Raw genomic sequence first — 18177 nt, 5'->3', positions numbered from 1 at the left:
TAGCGTCGTAGCGCTATAGATATTTTCCAGCGATGTCTGGGGGCAAAAATGATCAATAAGTATTTAAAAATAGCAGTTGTAATGCTGCTTTCACCTGCGTTTGCAAACGCCAATGAACATAAGCATGCACACAATAACGACGTAACACCTTTGGAGTTAATCGTTTATAAAACCCCAACTTGTGGGTGTTGTAAAAAATGGATAACTCATATTGAAGACAAAGGGATCGTTGCGCATTCCAAAGATTTCCGAAACATCGGCAACATCAAAACTAAGTATGGTATCAAACCTAATTACCGTTCATGCCACACGGCAGTGAGTAGAAATGGATTTGCCTTTGAAGGTCATATACCTGCTAAATTTATTCAGCAGTTCTTATCAGAAGAACATCCCAATGCGATTGGGCTTTCAGTTCCAGCAATGCCAGTTGGCTCTCCCGGTATGGAAGTCGATGACCGCTTTATGCCATACAACGCGTTAATTCTATTTAAAGATGGAACGAGCAAAGTCTATGCAAAAGTTAAGACATACGAGGAGCAATTCTAATGAAATTGAACTCTTCAAACCTTACTTCACTTTCAACTGCATTAATACTCGGCTTATCTGTATTCTCAGCCCAAGCTGAGAAAGTAGTGTCGCTTGAACAAGCTATCACCTTAGCTCAGCAAAATGATCCTTGGCTTCATGGTAGCCGATTGAAACAAAGTGCAGTTGAAAATAGAAGTATTGCTTCAGGTACTTTGCCTGATCCGATAGTATCGCTAGGGATAATGAATGTACCAACAGATACTTGGGATTTAGATCAGGACGGAATGACTGAGCTAAAGGTTGGCGTCTCTCAAATGTTTCCGAGAGGCGACAGTCTAGAGATCAAGAAAGACCAGTTACAAATTGAGTCCACGAAATTTCCACTGTTACGAGAGGATCGTAAAGCTAAGTTGAAAAGCCAAGTGTCACAACTTTGGTTAGATGCTTACTTAGCCCAACAAACTATTAAATTGATTGAAGATGATTGGTCTCTCTTTGAGCAGATGGCGGAAGTGGCTAAAGCTAGCTATTCAAACGTTGTTGGTAAAACTAGACAGCAAGATGTTATTCGTGCTCAGTTGGAAGTCGTGCAGTTAGATGACAGATTAACTTCGCAAAAGCAGAAACTAGAAACGACAATCGCTCGTCTCAATGAGTGGCTTCATATTTACGATGCGGATCGTTTGAATGAATCATTCAACTTTGACGCGCAACCATTAGAGTTTAGCGTCTCAAAAGAATTGCCTTCGATTCAATTGAATAATCCAACAGTCCTAAAAGCATCTAATTACTCAAGAAATCTATTGGCTCAGGCTCTTGCTAATCATCCAGCCATACTTGCAATTGATGTAAAACGCAAATCTTCAGAAAAAGGTGTTGAATTAGCTAAACAGCAATATAAGCCGCAATGGGGTGTTAATGCTAGTTATGCCTATCGCGACAATATGCCCTCTGGTGATAGCCGAGCTGATTTATTTTCTGTTGGAGTAACGTTTGATTTACCCTTGTTCACCGAGAACAGACAAGATAAGCAAGTTGCAGCTTCTATTGCAGATTCAGAGACTATTAAAACCGAGAAACTATTACTGACAAAGCAAATGATCAGTGTTTTAGAAAAAGAACTAAGACAGCTTAAACGCTTATCAGATAGACAATCTATCTATAAAGAACAACTCCTTAAACAAACTCATGACCAAGCAGAAGCGTCATTGACAGCCTACACAAATGATGATGGCGATTTTGCCGAAGTTGTTCGAGCAAGAATTGCCGAATTAAATACCAGAATATCAGCTTTAAGAATTGATGTTGATGCACTTAAAACAGTTACTCGCATCAACTATTTCTTTGCGCATTCTCAATCTAAATCAAATGCTGAACATAAGCCATTGCACACTTCGCACAAAACTAATCAGCACTTATCCAATAAGCAATTTGGAGAAAAATAATGTCAACGAATACGAAAACAATTATTGCCGTCATTATTGGGGCAGCACTAGGTGCAGGAGCATTGAGCTTATATCAAGGTGCAGGCTCAAACAGTGATACTGATGAAGCTACATCAGCAGAGAAACAACCGCTGTATTGGGTTGCACCGATGGATTCTAATTACCGCCGGGACAAGCCCGGTAAGTCGCCTATGGGGATGGATCTAATTCCTGTGTATGAGGAAGGATCATCTGGTGATGACTTTGGCCCCGGAGCAGTAAAAATTGCGCCTCATGTAGTGAATAACCTTGGGGTTCGCACTGCACCTGTTGAACTGAAAAATATGCATACTGAAATCTCAACGGTAGGTTACGTTCAATATGATGAAGATAAGCTAATTCATATCCACCCACGGGTTGATGGCTGGATTGAAAAACTTTACATCAAAGCAGTAGGTAACCCTGTAGAGAAAGGGCAGCCTCTTTATACACTATATTCTCCTCAGTTAGTTAACGCGCAAGAAGAACTGTTAATAGCGTTAAAGCGCGATAATAGTTCCTTAATTTCAGCAGCCAAAGATCGCCTTAAAGCGTTACAGCTTTCTTCAGATTTCATTCAAAAGTTAGAAAAGACACGAAAGGTTCAGCAAACAATTACCTTTTATTCACCTCAAGCAGGTGTTGCCGATGGTTTGAAGGTTAGAGAAGGTTTTTATGTAAAGCCGGGAAACACCATATTAAGCATTGGCCAGCTAGATCAAGTTTGGGTTGAAGCAGAAGTGTTTGAACGTGACGCAGCCTTAATTAAAAAAGGACTTCCTGTATCAATGACACTGGATTATTTACCCGGTGAGGACTGGGCTGGTGTCGTTGATTATGTTTATCCAACATTGAACAGTAAAACACGCACACTCCGAGTGAGATTGAAATTTGATAACACAGACTATCAATTAAAACCAAATATGTTTGCACAAGTCTCTATTCACGCTAATCAAGCTGATAGCACCATCCTCGTGCCTAAAGAAGCCGTTATTAGAACAGGTAAACAGGACAGAGTAGTACTTGCGTTAGGTGATGGGCAATTTAAATCTATTGAAGTGACTATTGGCCGGGTTGATATCGACAGCATCGAAATATTAGACGGCTTAAATGAAGATGACGTTGTGGTGACATCTGCCCAATTCTTGATTGATTCTGAATCAAGTAAAAGCTCTGACTTTAAACGAATGACTCATGATGAAGTGCCTAACTCTGTTTGGATGCAAGGGGATGTTAATAGTGTTATGGCAGGGCACCGCATGGTTAATATTTCACATGGCCCTGCTGAAGCTTGGGATTGGCCTGAAATGGTTATGGATTTTACTGTGGCTGAAAAAGTCGATATTGACTCATTAAAGTCAGGTCAATCTTTGCACTTTGAAGTGAGCAAAACCGAAGACGGTGGATATGAAATTACTGGAATTCATATCATGAGTGAGCCTGAAGTATCATCAGCAACAGTATCAGGTTTGATCAATGCGATTGATATTGATACACGGATTCTAAATATTAGCAGAGGCCCAATAGAGAAATGGGATAGACCTGCTGCGACGATGGATTTTATCGTCGCGGACAATATAGAAATGGTTGATTTCAATGTCGGTGATAATGTCACTTTCACTTTTGAGGTTAGAGATGACTTAGTTATCACTGACATTTCTCTTGAATCAGATGAACAACACGGCAAGGAAAATAAAGCTGCTGTTGATCATTCTAATCATTAAGTGGGAGAAAAATAATGATTGAATCAATTATTAGATGGTCTATCGGCAATCGTTTCTTTGTTTTGTTGATTACCTTAATTATCGCGTTTGGTGGTTTGTATTCATTACAAAAAACACCAGTAGATGCACTCCCCGATCTTTCTGATGTGCAGGTGATAATTAAGACGAGCTATCCGGGACAGGCACCACAAGTAGTGCAGGATCAAGTGACATTTCCTCTTACTACAGCGATGTTATCAGTGCCGGGGGCGCAAACTGTTCGTGGTTACTCATTTTTTGGTGATTCCTACGTCTACATTATTTTTGATGATGATACTGATTTGTATTGGGCTAGAAGCAGAGTACTTGAATACTTAAGCCAAGTAGCATCAAGCCTGCCTGATTCGGCAAAACCTCAATTAGGACCTGATGCAACAGGTGTGGGTTGGGTATACATTTACGCTTTAACAGATAAGTCTGGAAACCATGATCTAAGCCAATTAAGAAGCATTCAAGACTGGTTCTTAAAGTATGAACTACAAACTGTTCCGGGCGTGTCCGAAGTTGCCGCCGTTGGTGGTATGGTTAAGCAGTATCAAGTGCAAGTAGATCCTGATAAATTGAGAGCTTACGATATTCCTCTAAGTTTAATACAAATAGCCTTACAAAAAGGGAACAAAGAAACTGGCGCATCCGTTGTGGAAATGGCTGAAGCTGAATATATGGTTACCGCAACGGGGTATATTCAATCAGTTAGTGATATAGAGAAAATTCCACTTGGTATTAACGAACAAGGCACGCCGTTGCGTATTGGTGATGTTGCCAACGTTAACCTTGGTCCTCAAATGCGCCGTGGTATCGCAGAACTTAATGGCGAAGGCGAAGTTGTTGGTGGTGTTGTCGTTATGCGCTTTGGTGAAAACGCTCAACAAACCATAAACGGGGTAAAAGAAAAACTTGAATCGCTTAAATCTTCTCTACCAGAGGGGGTGGAGATTGTCCCTGTTTATGACAGATCGAAGTTAATAGATGATGCTGTTGATAATCTTTGGAGCAAGTTGCTAGAGGAGCTTGCAATCGTTGCTATTGTCTGTGTGGCTTTCCTATTTCATCTTCGCTCATCTTTTGTGGCACTTGTTACTCTACCATTAGGTATCTTGGTGTCGTTCATCATCATGTATATGCAAGGCATCAATGCCAATATTATGTCTTTAGGCGGTATTGCGATTGCGATTGGTGCGATGACTGATGGTGCAATAGTGATGATTGAAAATATGCATAAGCATATGGAGAAAACACCACTTACAGATGAAAACCGCTGGCAAATCGTAGCCAAGGCTGCGAGTGAAGTAGGCCCTGCATTATTTTTTTGCTTACTGATTATTACAGTCTCATTCTTACCTGTATTTATCTTGGAAGCGCAAGAAGGAAGAATGTTCTCTCCGCTCGCTTATACAAAAACCTATGCAATGGCGGCATCAGCAGGCTTGGCGATCACATTGGTGCCTGTATTGATGGGCTACTTTATTCGAGGCAAAGTTGTTTCTGAAAAGAAAAACCCGTTAAACCGATTATTGATTGCTATCTACTTGCCTGTTTTAAAACAAGTTATGAAGTTTCCAAAATCGACAATAGTAGCAGCAGTATTAGTGACTATCATTGGTTTTTGGCCTGTAGATAAAATTGGTAGTGAATTCATTCCGCCATTGGATGAAGGCGATCTCATGTATATGCCTACTACCTATCCCGGTATTTCAATTGGTAAAGCAAGGGAGTTATTGCAGCAAACAGACAAGCTTATTCGCACTGTGCCAGAAGTTGAAACAGTGTTTGGTAAAGTAGGAAGAGCTGAAACTGCAACCGATCCTGCACCTTTAACCATGATTGAAACCTTTATTCAATTGAAGCCACAAGAGCAGTGGCGAGAGGGTGTGACTACTGAATCGTTAAAAGCTGAGTTTGATAAATTGATTAAGTTTCCGGGCTTAACGAATGCTTGGGTTATGCCAATCCAGACCCGAATCGACATGTTAGCAACAGGCATAAAAACGCCTGTGGGTATTAAAGTCGCCGGACCAGAGCTTGATGTGATTCAGGAAATCGGCCAACAAATAGAGCAAATTTTACCCGAAGTTACAGGCACAGCATCAGTTTACTCAGAGCGAGTTGCAGGTGGACGATATATCAAGGTTGATATTTCACGCGATAAGGCAAGTCGCTTTGGGTTAAACATCGAAGATGTTCAACAAGTGGTTTCTACAGCTATTGGTGGTATGAACGTTACCCAAACGGTAGAAGGTCAAGAGCGTTACCCTGTTAACTTACGCTATCCGCAAGACTATCGAGACTCTCCTGAGCAGCTATCACGATTACCTGTTGTAACACCAAGTGGTCAACGCATTGCACTAGGTGATGTCGCAGATATTCGAGTTGAGAACGGTCCGCCGGGGATTAAGAGTGAAAATGCTCGTTTAAATGGCTGGTCGTTTATCGATATAGACGGTGTTGACGTAGGTACTTATGTTGAAAGTGCAAAAATACACTTGGCTAATAATCTAAAACTACCAGCAGGTTATTCAATTACTTGGGCTGGGCAATACGAATATATGGAAAGGGCGAAAGAAAAGCTCACCTATGTAGTGCCTTTAACACTCGCCATTATTGTTATTCTACTTTACTTAAACTTCAGAGCGTTTAGTGAGGTGGCTATCATTATCGTTACCTTGCCGATGGCGATGATTGGTGGCATATGGTTGATGTATCTGGAAGGGTTTAACTTCTCTGTGGCTGTTGGCGTGGGCTTTATTGCTCTAGTTGGGGTAGCGGTTGAGATTGGTGTGATAATGTTGGTCTATCTCAATCAGGCACTTGCTGAGCTTAAGGAAAAAGCTGAAGAGCGAGCTGAACCTATCTCTGATGATGCATATCAAGATGCATTATTGCACGGTGCAGGCTTACGAGTTCGTCCAGTAATGATGACAGTTGCAACAATCATTATCGGCTTGATGCCCATTTTATATGGTACAGGAACAGGTTCGGAGATTATGAGTCGTATTGCTGCACCTATGGTAGGCGGAATGACAAGTGCTGTGCTACTCACTCTTATTGTGCTCCCAGTAATTTACTCAATCGTTAAAAAGCCAGAATTAAACGCCTTTAACAAGGAGCTTTCTAAGGCGGAGCTAAAAAGTAATGCTTAGCGAAGTTAAGAAACCATAAATAGCAATTTCAATAAACTAAAATAGAGGTAAATATGAAAAAACTAATTAAATTTTTAACCGTAATCAGTGTCGTTTTTAGTAGTGCGGTATTTGCGCATGTGCATCTTGAAAAAAGTGTGCCTGCTGATAATGCAATGCTAATGAATCCTCCAGAAGAGTTAACTTTGGTGTTCACCAAAGAGGTACGTGTTGTAAAAGTTTCATTGGCCAATAAACAAGGCGAAGAATTTAAATTTGGATTCGAGCCTTCTAAAGTCGCTACTAGCAAATTTACATGGAAACTACCTAAATTAGCTCCTGCAAACTATGCTGTGGATGTAACCTTCTTAGGTAACGATGGTCATAAAATGAAACATAGCTTCGGCTTTATGGTTCACTAAAATAGGCGGTGTGATTGATATGGAAATGTATATCTGGAATACAGTCATTGTACTGTCAAAAATTGTATTTTACGTCGGCTTTGCCTGTATTGCTGGTTATACATTTTTCAGGCAAATATTTGAGAATAATGAATCTCATACTAATGCTGTAATAGCGAATTTAACGTGGACAAGAACTTATATAGTTATGGCTTTGATCGCTAATATTACTTGGTTCTTTGCCAGTACTGGTGCAATGGCAGAAGAGGGAATTCAGGGGGCGATAGACGCTGATATGTTGGCTATTATGTGGGACTCCTCTGTCGGCACTGGAGCTTTGCTTCGAGCGCTTGGGCTAGTTACCGCAATAATCGCTTTAGCTTTAAGGTTCAAACTCGCTGTGAACTCGTACTTAAAACAAAGCGCTTTAATGTTGAGTTTATTAATCCTTGCATACTCATTCACGTTACTGGGTCATATTTCTGAGTTAGGCACAATTGAAAAAGGCTTGCTTATTTTGCATGTGCTCGTTATGGCATGGTGGTTTGGGGCGTTATTGCCACTAAAACAGGCTTGCCATCAGCTAAGTTATGCAGAACTTCATTTGCTGATGGAAAGCTTTGGCAAACAAGCAAGTTTTACAGTGAGCCTATTGTTGGTAGCAGGCCTCTGGCTCGTGATTCAATTGGTCGGAAGTCTTGATGCACTAATAAGCTCAAGTTACGGACAAACACTGTTGTTTAAATTGGCCCTTGTAGTGTCTATTTTGGCACTTGCTGCTAAACATAAATTAATACTCGTTCCACAACTTAAAAATAGTCAAGGCAGAGAGGCTTTATCTAAATCTATCTCGATAGAAATGGTAGTAGCTTTTGCCATTTTATCTGTAACGGCTGGGCTTACTAGTGTTGTTGGCCCTGCAAATTAAAACCTAAAAGAGAGAATGAAAATGAAAACAATAAATATATTACTTGTTTTATTAATGACGTTTAGTTTCGCAGCAAACTCTCATGGTGATAAGAACAAAGACAAAGGTTTGTTTAAAGGTATAGATACCCCTGCCGCAAAAGTTGTTTTGGCATTTCATCAAGCACTTGAAACTGGCAATCAAAAACAGGCTAGAGCGCAGTTAGCGGATGATGTCACCATTTTCGAGGGAGGCCGCGTTGAAAGGAGCGCTGATGAATATGCTCATCATCATATGTTGTCGGATATGAAGTATTTAGCAGCGATGAAGAGCGACACACTTGAACATCAAGTGACGATACTTGGAAATACCGCTATCTCTGCGTCGCGTAGTCAAACTACAGGTACTCATAAAGGTGTTGAACGCGATTATCAAGGCATGGAAACGATGGTGCTGGAAAAACAAAATGGTGAATGGAAGATTAAGCACATTCATTGGTCACATTAATTTATTGGTTAAATAACGGAGTACAAAATGAGAATTAAAAATCCATTACATCAAGTTTCTACGCCACGTAGACGCTTTGTACAAGGTGTAATTGCTGGCGGTGTATTAGCTGCTTTTCCAAGTGTTCTTCATGCAGCTTCATCTTTGATTGCTGGAACTTCAACAGGTACTGCGCCCGAACTAAGTGGAGAAGTAATAGATTTAGTGATAGATGAGTCACCCGTAAACTTCACAGGTGTTGTAAGAATGGCTACAACAATCAATGGCTCAATACCAGCTCCTACCTTGCGCCTCAGAGAAGGTGATGACGTTACTATCAGGGTAACTAATAAATTATCAGTGCCGAGTTCAATTCATTGGCATGGGATCATTCTTCCGTATCAAATGGATGGTGTACCGGGCATTAGCTTTAAAGGCATTATGCCTGGCGAAACGTTTGTTTATAAATTTAAGTTACAACAAAGCGGTACTTATTGGTATCACTCACACAGTGGCTTTCAAGAAATGACAGGTATGTACGGCGCATTAATTATTGAGCCAAGAGAAAAGGATATTATTAGTGCTGACAATGAGCATGTCATCCTATTGTCTGATTGGACTGATGATGATCCTATGGAGTTATTCCGTAAATTAAAAATTCAGGGGGATGTGTTTAACTTTAATCAGCCCACTGTACCTGAGTTTTTTGATGACATAGCAACAAGCGGCGTTGCTAATGCACTTCAACGACGTGAAATGTGGAACCAGATGCGAATGAGTCCAACCGATTTAGCTGATTTATCGGCTTCGGCAATGACCTATTTAATGAATGGTACTGCGCCAATGGCTAATTGGCGTGGGCTGTTTAAAGCGGGCGAAAAAGTACGTTTAAGATTTATTAATGGCTCAAGTAACACCTTTTTTGATGTACGTATCCCAGAGTTAAAATTAACTGTGGTACAAGCAGATGGACAAAATGTTGAACCCGTTACCGTAGATGAGTTTCGCTTTGGTCCAGGTGAAACCTACGATGTGGTTGTTGAGCCTAAAAATGACGCATACACAATTTTTGCACAAAGCATGGACCGCTCAGGTTATGCCAAAGGGACTTTGTCTGTCGCTGCTAATATTGATGCGCCAGTGCCTGCACTTGACCCAGTTGAGTGGTTAGCAATGCGGGATATGATGGGCAATATGGATCACTCTGCTATGCCTGGAATGGATCACAGCGCTATGGGCCACGCTAGCATGGACAAAACCAGTATGGATCAGGGGGCAATGGATCATAGCACAATGGACCACGGTGCAATGGCAATGGACCATAGTAAGCATAATATGGGTAAAAACCCACTGGCTGTTCCAAGTCAGAAAGTTCGCCACGCTAAAACAGAATATGGCGCCTCAATTGATATGCGCGTTGATACGCCACGCACAAACTTAGACGATCCTGGTATTGGGCTGCGCAATAACGGCCGTCGAGTTTTAACACTTGCAGATTTACGCTCTCTTGATGGCATAGTTGACCACCAAGCACCCGAAGCCGAAATTGAGCTGCATTTAACCGGCAACATGGAACGCTACAGCTGGTCTTTTGATGGCTTAGAGTTTGGTAAAAGTACCCCTGTGCATATGAAGCATAATCAGCGGGTACGAGTTATTTTACAAAACGATACCATGATGACACACCCTATGCATTTACATGGTATGTGGAGCGACTTGGAGAACGATCAAGGCGATGTGTTAGTTCGCCGCCATACCATAATGGTACAGCCCGCCCAAAGAATTAGCTTTTTAACTACGCCACATGATGTTGGTCGTTGGGCTTGGCATTGTCATTTACTGTTTCATATGGATGCAGGTATGTTTAGAGAGGTGGTTGTATCATGAGAAATTTAACCTTATCAACAGTACTTACTAGTGCACTATTAATTAGCGCACCGTTATTGAGCCTGAATGTGTTTGCTCAAACTGAAATGGGCGACATGTCTGGCGATATGGCGGGCGATAAAATGCAGCCGCAAGGCGGCGATGCCCCTAAAAATGCTCGCGATCCACACGCTTATGCTAATGGCACAACCTTAACGCAAGGGCCATATGCTTTAGCAGATGGCGAGCGCTTAACCCTTGCAGATGAGTATAAGTTTTACGCTATTTTAGGTGATCGCCTTGAGTATAACGAACAAGCCGATGCTGCTGTTTTCGATTTACAAGCTTGGTACGGCACCACCTTTAATCGATTAGTGATAAAAACCGAGGGCGATGTTAGTTATGGCAAGCTTGAAGAAAATCAAACTGATATTTTATGGGGTCATGCAATTTCGGCTTATTGGGATACGCAAGTCGGTATTCGCTACGATTATTATAAAGAAGGCAAAAACCGTCAATGGTTAGCGTTTGGTATTCAAGGCTTAGCACCTTATTGGTTTGAGCTTGATATGACAGCGTATGTAGGTGAGAGCGGCAATACAGCATTTACAGCAGAAGCTGAATATGAGCTGCTTTTAACACAAAGGCTCATTATACAGCCTCGTGCTGAAATAACATTTTATGGTAAAGACGATGAACAAAATGAGCTAGGCAGTGGGCTATCTAGTACTGCTATTGGCGTTAGGGTTCGTTATGAATTTACTCGCCAATTTGCACCTTATGTAGGTGTAGAGTGGACTAATAAATTTGGTAGCACAGCAGATTACGCCAAGCTAAACGAGCAGAGCAGCAACGATACTGAGTTTGTTGCCGGTTTAAGATTTTGGTTTTAATACGAAGAAATAACTACATTGATTTAATGAGAGCTACCGCAATTATATTGATGGTAGCTTTTCATTTTGTCTGGGATTTAAACTATTTTGGTTATATTAGAACAGACATACCTAACGGCTTTTTCTGGAAAGAGCTAAGAGCAATAATTGTAAGTTTGTTCTTGTTTTCTGTTGGTGCCAGTCTGGTGTATACCTATCAAGGTGGAATATCAGCTAAGAAGTAAAGTTGGCGAATGGTTAAGGTTAAAGAGTCAAGGCAAAAAACATCGCCATTGAAAGACGTACAATAGGCCATTTTATCACTTTTGATGAACGGGAATTGGATGTGCCCGGGATAGAACCGATTGTTGCAAAGTACTGCGCTTAAAGCTGAACAATTGGAAAAATGATCCATTACCCAATACCTAGTTATGAGCGTAGGGTTTTTTATTTCTTTTAATGGTGCTCATGCTTGGCTTCAATCTCATGAGTATAAATTAGACACCCCTTTTATACTTGTGAAGTTTAAGCTGTTTAAAAAAGTAAAAAGTAAAAAGTAAAAAGTAAAAAGTAAAAAGTTTAGGTTTTAGTTCAAAGGTTGCTCAAGATCATAAAATTATTTTCATTTAGGGCCTAATATTGTAGGTGATAAATAAGGAATTAAAATGTTTGGACTTTTCAAGTGGTTTAAAATAGTAATAATAACTGTGTTGCTTACGCAGCATGGCTTTGCTATTGCTAAACCAATGAATTGTGAAGAGCATCATAATGGCTCATCCGACACGCATATTATACAACCAAGCAAAAATATGCATCATCAATCAATGATTGACAATAGTCACTATCACACTGAAAATTCGCAAGACTCTAAACACCTTCATGGTGATGAAGACTGTGAAAAATGTAAAGCTGGTGATTGTGTTTGTTGTGAAGGCGGTTTTTGTACAAGCTTTCATTTAAATGCCTATCTTGTGGAAGCGCAAGACGAAGGTATTTGCAATATTCATTCTGAGCTAATTCTACAGCGTATACCCCTACCAAAATCTGGTATCCATCTCTTACTTTATCGTCCACCAATTATTGGCTAATCACGGGAACAGTGCGTCTTTTTTTCGCCACTCCCATCAAAATAGAATGATTTTTTCATTGGTTTAAATAACCAATTGTTTTGAACGATTAGTACGATATTTTGAAGGCACTATGAAAATGCTCAAACTATTGCCATTTACAGTACTTAATGCTGTCGATTTTGACCGAGATTTCTCTTTTACCAAAAAATTAGTTTTTAGCTTTTGCATTATTAATCACGAATAATCACTTGACCTGTGTCTTAGACACAGGTCTAAGCTGTAGGTGAGATTACAAACTTAGGTGAAGAACTAAGGAGTGAACATGAAAGTTGCAGAGCTGGCAAAAAGCCTTGGAACGACTGCTGATACGGTGCGCTATTACTCGCGATTGGGACTGTTAAAACCTGCCAAGTCAGTGAACGGCTACAAGTCATACTCGAATAAAGAAGTATCGAGACTTAAATTCATTTTAAGTGCCAGAAACCTTGGTTTTTCCGTTGCAGATATCAAGGAAATTATTAATGAATCTGAAGATGGTAAAAGTGCGTGCCCATTAGTCAGAAGCCTGATCAAAGAGCGGCTTGAAGAAACAGAAAAACAGTTTCAAGCAATGTTGGCACTTCGAGGAAAAATGTCTTCTGCGCTTTCTCGATGGGAAGAAATGGAAGACAAAGCACCGACTGCAAACATGGTTTGTCATCTCATCGAAAACTTTGAGCAAATTAAAAAAACATAGGAGGAAAAAGGGTGGCTACTAACACAAATATAAAAACTGAATCAGGCTGTTGCTGTCAGGCAAAAGCTCAATCCTCTTCGTGTAAAAGTGAGGAGAATACGTTGGAGAAAGTATCACATAACCAACAGCTTATCATTGAAGGCGCTGGGTGTGCTAGCTGTGTAGGCAAAATTGAAGGGGCATTAAATGCAACTCTTGGAGTCGTCAGTGCGGAAATGAATTTTGCTGATAGGACTGTAACAGTTTCTGGGACAGCTAAGACAGAAGAATTGGTCAAAGCTGTTGAGTCTGTGGGGTATAACGCGAAGCCAATTGATGATAGCTCGGCAACATATGCGCTTGACGAGAAAGAGGCGGCTGATTGGGCATATTATAAGAAGCTAATGCGCGATACGTTTATTGCCCTTTCACTCGGCGTTCCTTTGATGATCTACAGCATTGTGGTTGGAGAAATGACGGTTGAAACAAACCTTGAACGAATTTCTTGGTTGGTTGTAGGCATTTTAACTTTTGGTGTTATGTATTTTTCAGGCAAGCATTTCTATGTAGGAGCATGGAAGAGCTTCAAAAATCATTCAGCCAATATGGACACCCTAATTGCTTTAGGAACAGGCACGGCTTGGTTGTATTCGATGGTTGTCGTGTTTGCACCTGACGCTGTTCCATTGATGGCACGGCATGTTTATTTTGAAGCTACCGCCATGATCATTGGCTTAATTGATTTAGGTTTAGCATTAGAAATCAAAGCCAGAGGTAAAACCTCTGAGGCCATTAAACGTCTTATCGGCTTGCAAGCCAAAACAGCAACCGTGGTTCGTGACAACAAAGAAGTTCAGATAGGTATTGAGCAGGTTTTATTTAACGATATTGTGAAGGTAAAACCGGGTGAAAAAATTCCCGTCGATGGCGTGGTATTGGAAGGACACACCTCTATTGATGAGTCCATGCTGACAGGCGAACCTATGCCTGCTGAAAAAGCTGAAGAAGATGAGGTTGTCGCAGGTACTTTGAACAAATCAGGCATGATTTTATTTAGAGCCACACGCGTTGGTAAAGACACGGCGCTTGCACAGATCATCAATATGGTGAAACGAGCACAAAATTCAAAACCGCCGATTGGCCGTTTGGCCGATGTTATTTCAGCTTTTTTCGTACCTGTCGTGATGATCACCTCTGTGTTAAGTGCGCTAGCATGGCTTAACTTTGGACCTGAGCCAGCCATTGCTTTTGCCATCGTTTCAGCAACTACTGTGCTTATTATTGCCTGCCCGTGTGCTTTAGGCTTGGCAACACCCATGTCTGTCATGGTGGGAGTAGGAAAAGCAGCAGAAGCCGGAGTGCTTATTCGCAACGGTGAGGCACTGCAAACCGCCTCTAAAATCACTGCCATGATTTTAGATAAAACGGGCACTATTACTGAAGGGGCACCTAAGGTAACCGATATTATTTTAGCAAAAGCTACTGACGAAAAAGACGTACTACAGCTTGCAGCAAGTTTAGAAAGCGGCTCAGAGCATCCTTTAGCGCAAGCGATTGTTGAAAGTGCGTTAGATCAGGATATTGAGTTACTAAAAATTGAAGCCTTTAACGCCATTACGGGTTTTGGTGTAGAAGCAAGCTGCAACAACAAAGCCCTGCTTTTCGGAAACGATAAACTAATGAAGTTAAAAGGCATAGACCTCACAGGCTTTGTTGAACAAGCACAGTCTTTAGCCAAAGAAGCCAAAACACCTATGTACTTTGCTGTAGATGGTGAACTTGCAGCAATCATTGCTGTTGCAGATCCTATCAAGTCAGACTCAATCTCTGCTATCAAACGGCTTCAGGCTAATGGTATACGCGTCATCATGTTAACGGGTGATAACAAGGAAACCGCTGCCGCCGTAGCTAAAAAAGTGGGTATTAGTGAGTTTCTTGCTGAAGTGCTGCCAGAAGATAAAGCCAACAAGGTGAAAGAGCTACAAGAAGGCGGCGAAATTGTTGGTATGACAGGAGATGGCATCAACGATGCTCCTGCGCTAGCGTTAGCCGATGTTGGCTTCGCCATAGGCACAGGGACTGATGTAGCTATCGAAAGTGCTGACATTACCCTAATGCGTGGTTCACTTCATGGCCTAGCTGATGCCATAGCGGTAAGCAAAGCTACTTTACGAAATATAAAACAAAACTTGTTTGGCGCGTTTGTCTATAACGTAGCCGGGATTCCTTTTGCTGCGGGGGTTCTATATCCCTTCTTTGGCATTCTGCTTAGCCCTGTAATTGCAGGTGCTGCAATGGCGTTTTCGTCATTGACTGTAGTGTCAAATGCAAATCGACTTCGCTTGTTTAAAGCAAAAGAGAATTAAGGAGAAACACGATGATGTTAATTAACTTATTAGGCTTAGTGTTAATCGCGCTGATTGTTTGGTGGTTTTGGCTATACAAACCCAATAAAACAATTGTTCAAGGTAATGAAGTACTCATTGAAGTGAGGGATGGCGTGTATTCACCATCCTCAATCCAAGTGTCTGCTAGTCAACCTGTCACTCTGAAGTTTATGCGCAAAGATCAATCACCCTGCGCTGAAACAATGCTTATTCCATCATTGGAGATAAGCGAGCAGCTTAAATTAAATGAAATTACTCAAATTACCTTATTGAACTTATCACCGGGAGAGCATGAGTTTCACTGTCAGATGCAAATGTATCGCGGTGTTTTAAAGGTTGTTTAGGAGGGGTTATGAACATGAAAAAAGTTACAGCCATTTTTGATGAAATGGTGTTAACACGAGTAGAAGAGGCACTACTTTCACATGGCTATAAAGGCTTTACCATTCATAAAGCAACAGGCAGAGGTGCATATGCTGATACTTACAACAGAAATCACTTATCAGCACATATAGTAATGACCATTTATGTTGCTTTTGATGATGCTGAACATGTTGCTGAAGTTTTGCTCGATGCTGCGCATACCAACATTGAAGGCGAAGGATTAGTTAGCATCTCTCCTGTGGATAATCTCTACTGGATAAATTCTAAGTCTGAAGCTTCAAAGGAAGATTTAAGGTCAATAGGAGGCCAATATGAAAAATGAGCACCCTAAATTTTGGTCAACACCTACGGGTTGGGCTGCATTGGTGCTTATTGCCGCAGCCACCTATTTTTTAATCTTTGAACATGGACAGCATGTACTGCAATTTCTTCCTTATTTGATTTTATTGCTATGCCCGTTGATGCACGTATTTATGCATGGCAGTCATGGCAAACATGGCCACGATCATTCACATGCGCCTGATGAGAAAAAGGAAGAGAGCTTTCAAGAACTAACGGATAAAAATGCTGCCTATCGCGATGGCTACATACAAGGCTTAGAAGAAGGACGTAAGGAATCACATAAAAAGGAGAAAAGTGATGAATGAGACATATGATTATGGCTTATGGTCAATGGTGATACTGAACTCTGCAATTTTTATCTTTTTTGCCTTTAGTTTTGTCAAACCAAAAACATCGACTGATTGGCGAAGTTTAGGAGCGTTCTCCGCCTTTATTGTCGCCCTATTTACTGAAATGTATGGCTTTCCTTTAACTATCTATTTTCTATCGGGGTGGCTGACGGAGACCTATCCAGAAGTAAACTTCTTTGCGCATGAAAATGGACACTTATTGCATACTTTCTTTGGTTTTGAAGGTGATGCCCATTGGGACCCATTTCATATAGCGAGTATGGTGTTTATTGTTGCAGGTTTCTTTATGTTGTCTTCAGCATGGAACGTATTGCATCACGCGCAAAAACACCATCAATTGGCTACTACAGGATGGTATGCGAGGTGTCGTCACCCACAGTACGTAGCTTTCATTCTAATCATGTTTGGCTTTTTATTGCAGTGGCCGACCATCCCGACACTTACGATGTTTCCAATCTTAGTCGTTGTTTATGTCAAGCTAGCCAAACGCGAAGAAGCACAAGCTATTGCAGAGTTTGGCTCTGAGTACCGCAGGTATATGGAATCGACACCAAGTTGGATTCCAAATTTTAATAAAATGTAGAAGGTAAAAATTATGAAAACATTAGGTAAATCAATTCTATTTTCTGGCTCACTGATGGTAGCCACAAGCTCATTTGCCCAAGATCATGACCATAAGCATGAAAGTGTGAACAAATATGATATGCATCAAGGCATGGAGATGTCACACGAAAATATGGAAAAAATGCATAAAAAGATGATGGAAATGAAAAAAGAAGTTTTAGCAATTAAATCTGAACAAGACCCTGATAAGCAACAGCGAATGATGCATCAACATAGACGTTCAATGATGAAAATTATGCAGATCATGCATCGAGGTATGGAAGACAAACCTATACATAAACAAATTGCAATGGCTGAACATCATCTGGAAATGATGGAAAACATGATGCCTCAAATGAAAGAAAAGATGACAGAAATGAAAGGCAAAAAACAAAACCACTCGCACTCTCATTAGGAGGTAAATTATGAGCGATTTAGAGCATAGAGTTGGCGTTAGAGAGCAGAATTTAGTTGTTCGCAATTTGAGGCTAAGTAATGTTACAGAAGAAAATTGTGACGAGCTAGTAAAAGAAATTGATCAGCTTTTTGGTATTGATGAAGTTAGCTACAACATCAAAGAAGGTGAAATACATCTCGCATATGATGCGGTGAACATAAACCTTGATGGGGTTGAGGAAGTAATTCGCAAACATGGTGCTGATGTTCATGATGATTGGTGGACACATACTAAAGAAAGCTACTACAAATTTGTTGATCAGAATGTTAAAGACAACGCTGCTCATAAACCGTGGAGTTGTCACAAAGTTCCTCCGGGTGCAAGCCGGAAAAATAAGGTAAGCGTCTGCTGAACCACACCTAGTTAAGTTGCAGTTTTACATTCCAAGGTAGTAACTTTTCCACATCAACCTCATTATAGCTAAGTTGTTCAAGGCAATGAGTAATGTAATCAAATGGCGTTAA

At 40.8% G+C, this 18177-nt stretch carries 19 protein-coding genes; all 19 read left to right on the top strand.

What is annotated here, in order from left to right:
• The first annotated feature begins 48 nt into the window (after positions 1 to 48).
• The 19 genes from AC0UA9_RS04480 to AC0UA9_RS04390 all read left to right on the top strand — a co-directional run bounded on the left by AC0UA9_RS04480 (position 49) and on the right by AC0UA9_RS04390 (position 18065).
• Positions 49 to 546, top strand: a complete 498-nt coding sequence (locus AC0UA9_RS04480) for a DUF411 domain-containing protein (RefSeq protein ID WP_475657626.1) — start codon at positions 49 to 51, stop codon at positions 544 to 546.
• Positions 546 to 1973 carry a TolC family protein gene (locus AC0UA9_RS04475; RefSeq protein ID WP_475657625.1) on the top strand — a complete coding sequence of 476 codons (1428 nt, stop codon included), beginning with the start codon at positions 546 to 548 and terminating at the stop codon, positions 1971 to 1973. The genes AC0UA9_RS04480 and AC0UA9_RS04475 overlap by 1 nt, the downstream gene beginning before the upstream one ends.
• Positions 1973 to 3715 (top strand): efflux RND transporter periplasmic adaptor subunit, encoded by a 1743-nt coding sequence (locus AC0UA9_RS04470; RefSeq protein ID WP_475657622.1) that lies wholly within the window; start codon positions 1973 to 1975, stop codon positions 3713 to 3715. Before AC0UA9_RS04475 ends, AC0UA9_RS04470 begins: the two co-directional genes overlap by 1 nt.
• A gap of 14 nt (positions 3716 to 3729) precedes the next feature.
• A complete protein-coding gene (locus AC0UA9_RS04465; protein WP_475657620.1) occupies positions 3730 to 6894 on the top strand; it encodes an efflux RND transporter permease subunit in 3165 nt (1054 codons plus the stop codon).
• Between the two features lie 53 nt (positions 6895 to 6947).
• Positions 6948 to 7295, top strand: coding sequence for a copper resistance CopC family protein (locus AC0UA9_RS04460; RefSeq protein WP_010558032.1), 348 nt, complete (start codon positions 6948 to 6950; stop codon positions 7293 to 7295).
• 19 nt (positions 7296 to 7314) lie between these two features.
• Positions 7315 to 8202 carry a copper resistance D family protein gene (locus tag AC0UA9_RS04455; RefSeq protein ID WP_036934206.1) on the top strand — a complete coding sequence of 296 codons (888 nt, stop codon included), beginning with the start codon at positions 7315 to 7317 and terminating at the stop codon, positions 8200 to 8202.
• A gap of 15 nt (positions 8203 to 8217) precedes the next feature.
• Positions 8218 to 8688: a YybH family protein gene (locus AC0UA9_RS04450; protein ID WP_008109640.1), complete on the top strand. Its 471-nt coding sequence runs from the start codon at positions 8218 to 8220 to the stop codon at positions 8686 to 8688.
• Positions 8689 to 8715: 27 nt separating this feature from the next.
• Positions 8716 to 10554: a copper resistance system multicopper oxidase gene (locus tag AC0UA9_RS04445; protein WP_475657617.1), complete on the top strand. Its 1839-nt coding sequence runs from the start codon at positions 8716 to 8718 to the stop codon at positions 10552 to 10554.
• Positions 10551 to 11426, top strand: coding sequence for a copper resistance protein B (locus AC0UA9_RS04440; RefSeq protein ID WP_008128029.1), 876 nt, complete (start codon positions 10551 to 10553; stop codon positions 11424 to 11426). Before AC0UA9_RS04445 ends, AC0UA9_RS04440 begins: the two co-directional genes overlap by 4 nt.
• Positions 11417 to 11650, top strand: a complete 234-nt coding sequence (locus tag AC0UA9_RS04435; protein WP_475657614.1) for a heparan-alpha-glucosaminide N-acetyltransferase domain-containing protein — start codon at positions 11417 to 11419, stop codon at positions 11648 to 11650. The genes AC0UA9_RS04440 and AC0UA9_RS04435 overlap by 10 nt, the downstream gene beginning before the upstream one ends.
• Positions 11651 to 12070: 420 nt before the next feature.
• Positions 12071 to 12493 (top strand): hypothetical protein, encoded by a 423-nt coding sequence (locus tag AC0UA9_RS04430; RefSeq protein ID WP_283709501.1) that lies wholly within the window; start codon positions 12071 to 12073, stop codon positions 12491 to 12493.
• A 304-nt stretch (positions 12494 to 12797) separates the two neighbouring features.
• Positions 12798 to 13211 (top strand): MerR family transcriptional regulator, encoded by a 414-nt coding sequence (locus AC0UA9_RS04425; RefSeq protein ID WP_475657609.1) that lies wholly within the window; start codon positions 12798 to 12800, stop codon positions 13209 to 13211.
• 101 nt (positions 13212 to 13312) lie between these two features.
• Positions 13313 to 15556 carry a heavy metal translocating P-type ATPase gene (locus AC0UA9_RS04420; RefSeq protein WP_475657607.1) on the top strand — a complete coding sequence of 748 codons (2244 nt, stop codon included), beginning with the start codon at positions 13313 to 13315 and terminating at the stop codon, positions 15554 to 15556.
• An 11-nt stretch (positions 15557 to 15567) separates the two neighbouring features.
• Complete coding sequence (locus AC0UA9_RS04415; RefSeq protein WP_063529848.1) at positions 15568 to 15921, top strand: cupredoxin domain-containing protein; 354 nt, start codon at positions 15568 to 15570, stop codon at positions 15919 to 15921.
• Between the two features lie 8 nt (positions 15922 to 15929).
• Positions 15930 to 16283 carry a P-II family nitrogen regulator gene (locus AC0UA9_RS04410; RefSeq protein ID WP_085282000.1) on the top strand — a complete coding sequence of 118 codons (354 nt, stop codon included), beginning with the start codon at positions 15930 to 15932 and terminating at the stop codon, positions 16281 to 16283.
• Positions 16273 to 16608 carry a DUF2933 domain-containing protein gene (locus AC0UA9_RS04405; RefSeq protein ID WP_100912777.1) on the top strand — a complete coding sequence of 112 codons (336 nt, stop codon included), beginning with the start codon at positions 16273 to 16275 and terminating at the stop codon, positions 16606 to 16608. The genes AC0UA9_RS04410 and AC0UA9_RS04405 overlap by 11 nt, the downstream gene beginning before the upstream one ends.
• Positions 16601 to 17236, top strand: coding sequence for a methyltransferase family protein (locus AC0UA9_RS04400; protein ID WP_100912778.1), 636 nt, complete (start codon positions 16601 to 16603; stop codon positions 17234 to 17236). Before AC0UA9_RS04405 ends, AC0UA9_RS04400 begins: the two co-directional genes overlap by 8 nt.
• A gap of 12 nt (positions 17237 to 17248) precedes the next feature.
• Positions 17249 to 17671, top strand: coding sequence for a hypothetical protein (locus tag AC0UA9_RS04395; protein WP_138522055.1), 423 nt, complete (start codon positions 17249 to 17251; stop codon positions 17669 to 17671).
• A gap of 10 nt (positions 17672 to 17681) precedes the next feature.
• On the top strand, positions 17682 to 18065 hold the full coding sequence (locus tag AC0UA9_RS04390) for a cation transporter (protein ID WP_475657604.1): 384 nt from the start codon (positions 17682 to 17684) through the stop codon (positions 18063 to 18065).
• Positions 18066 to 18177 lie beyond the last annotated feature (112 nt).

Source organism: Colwellia sp. F1 (genome assembly GCF_056238625.1).
This window is presented reverse-complemented; position numbering and strand designations above follow the sequence as displayed.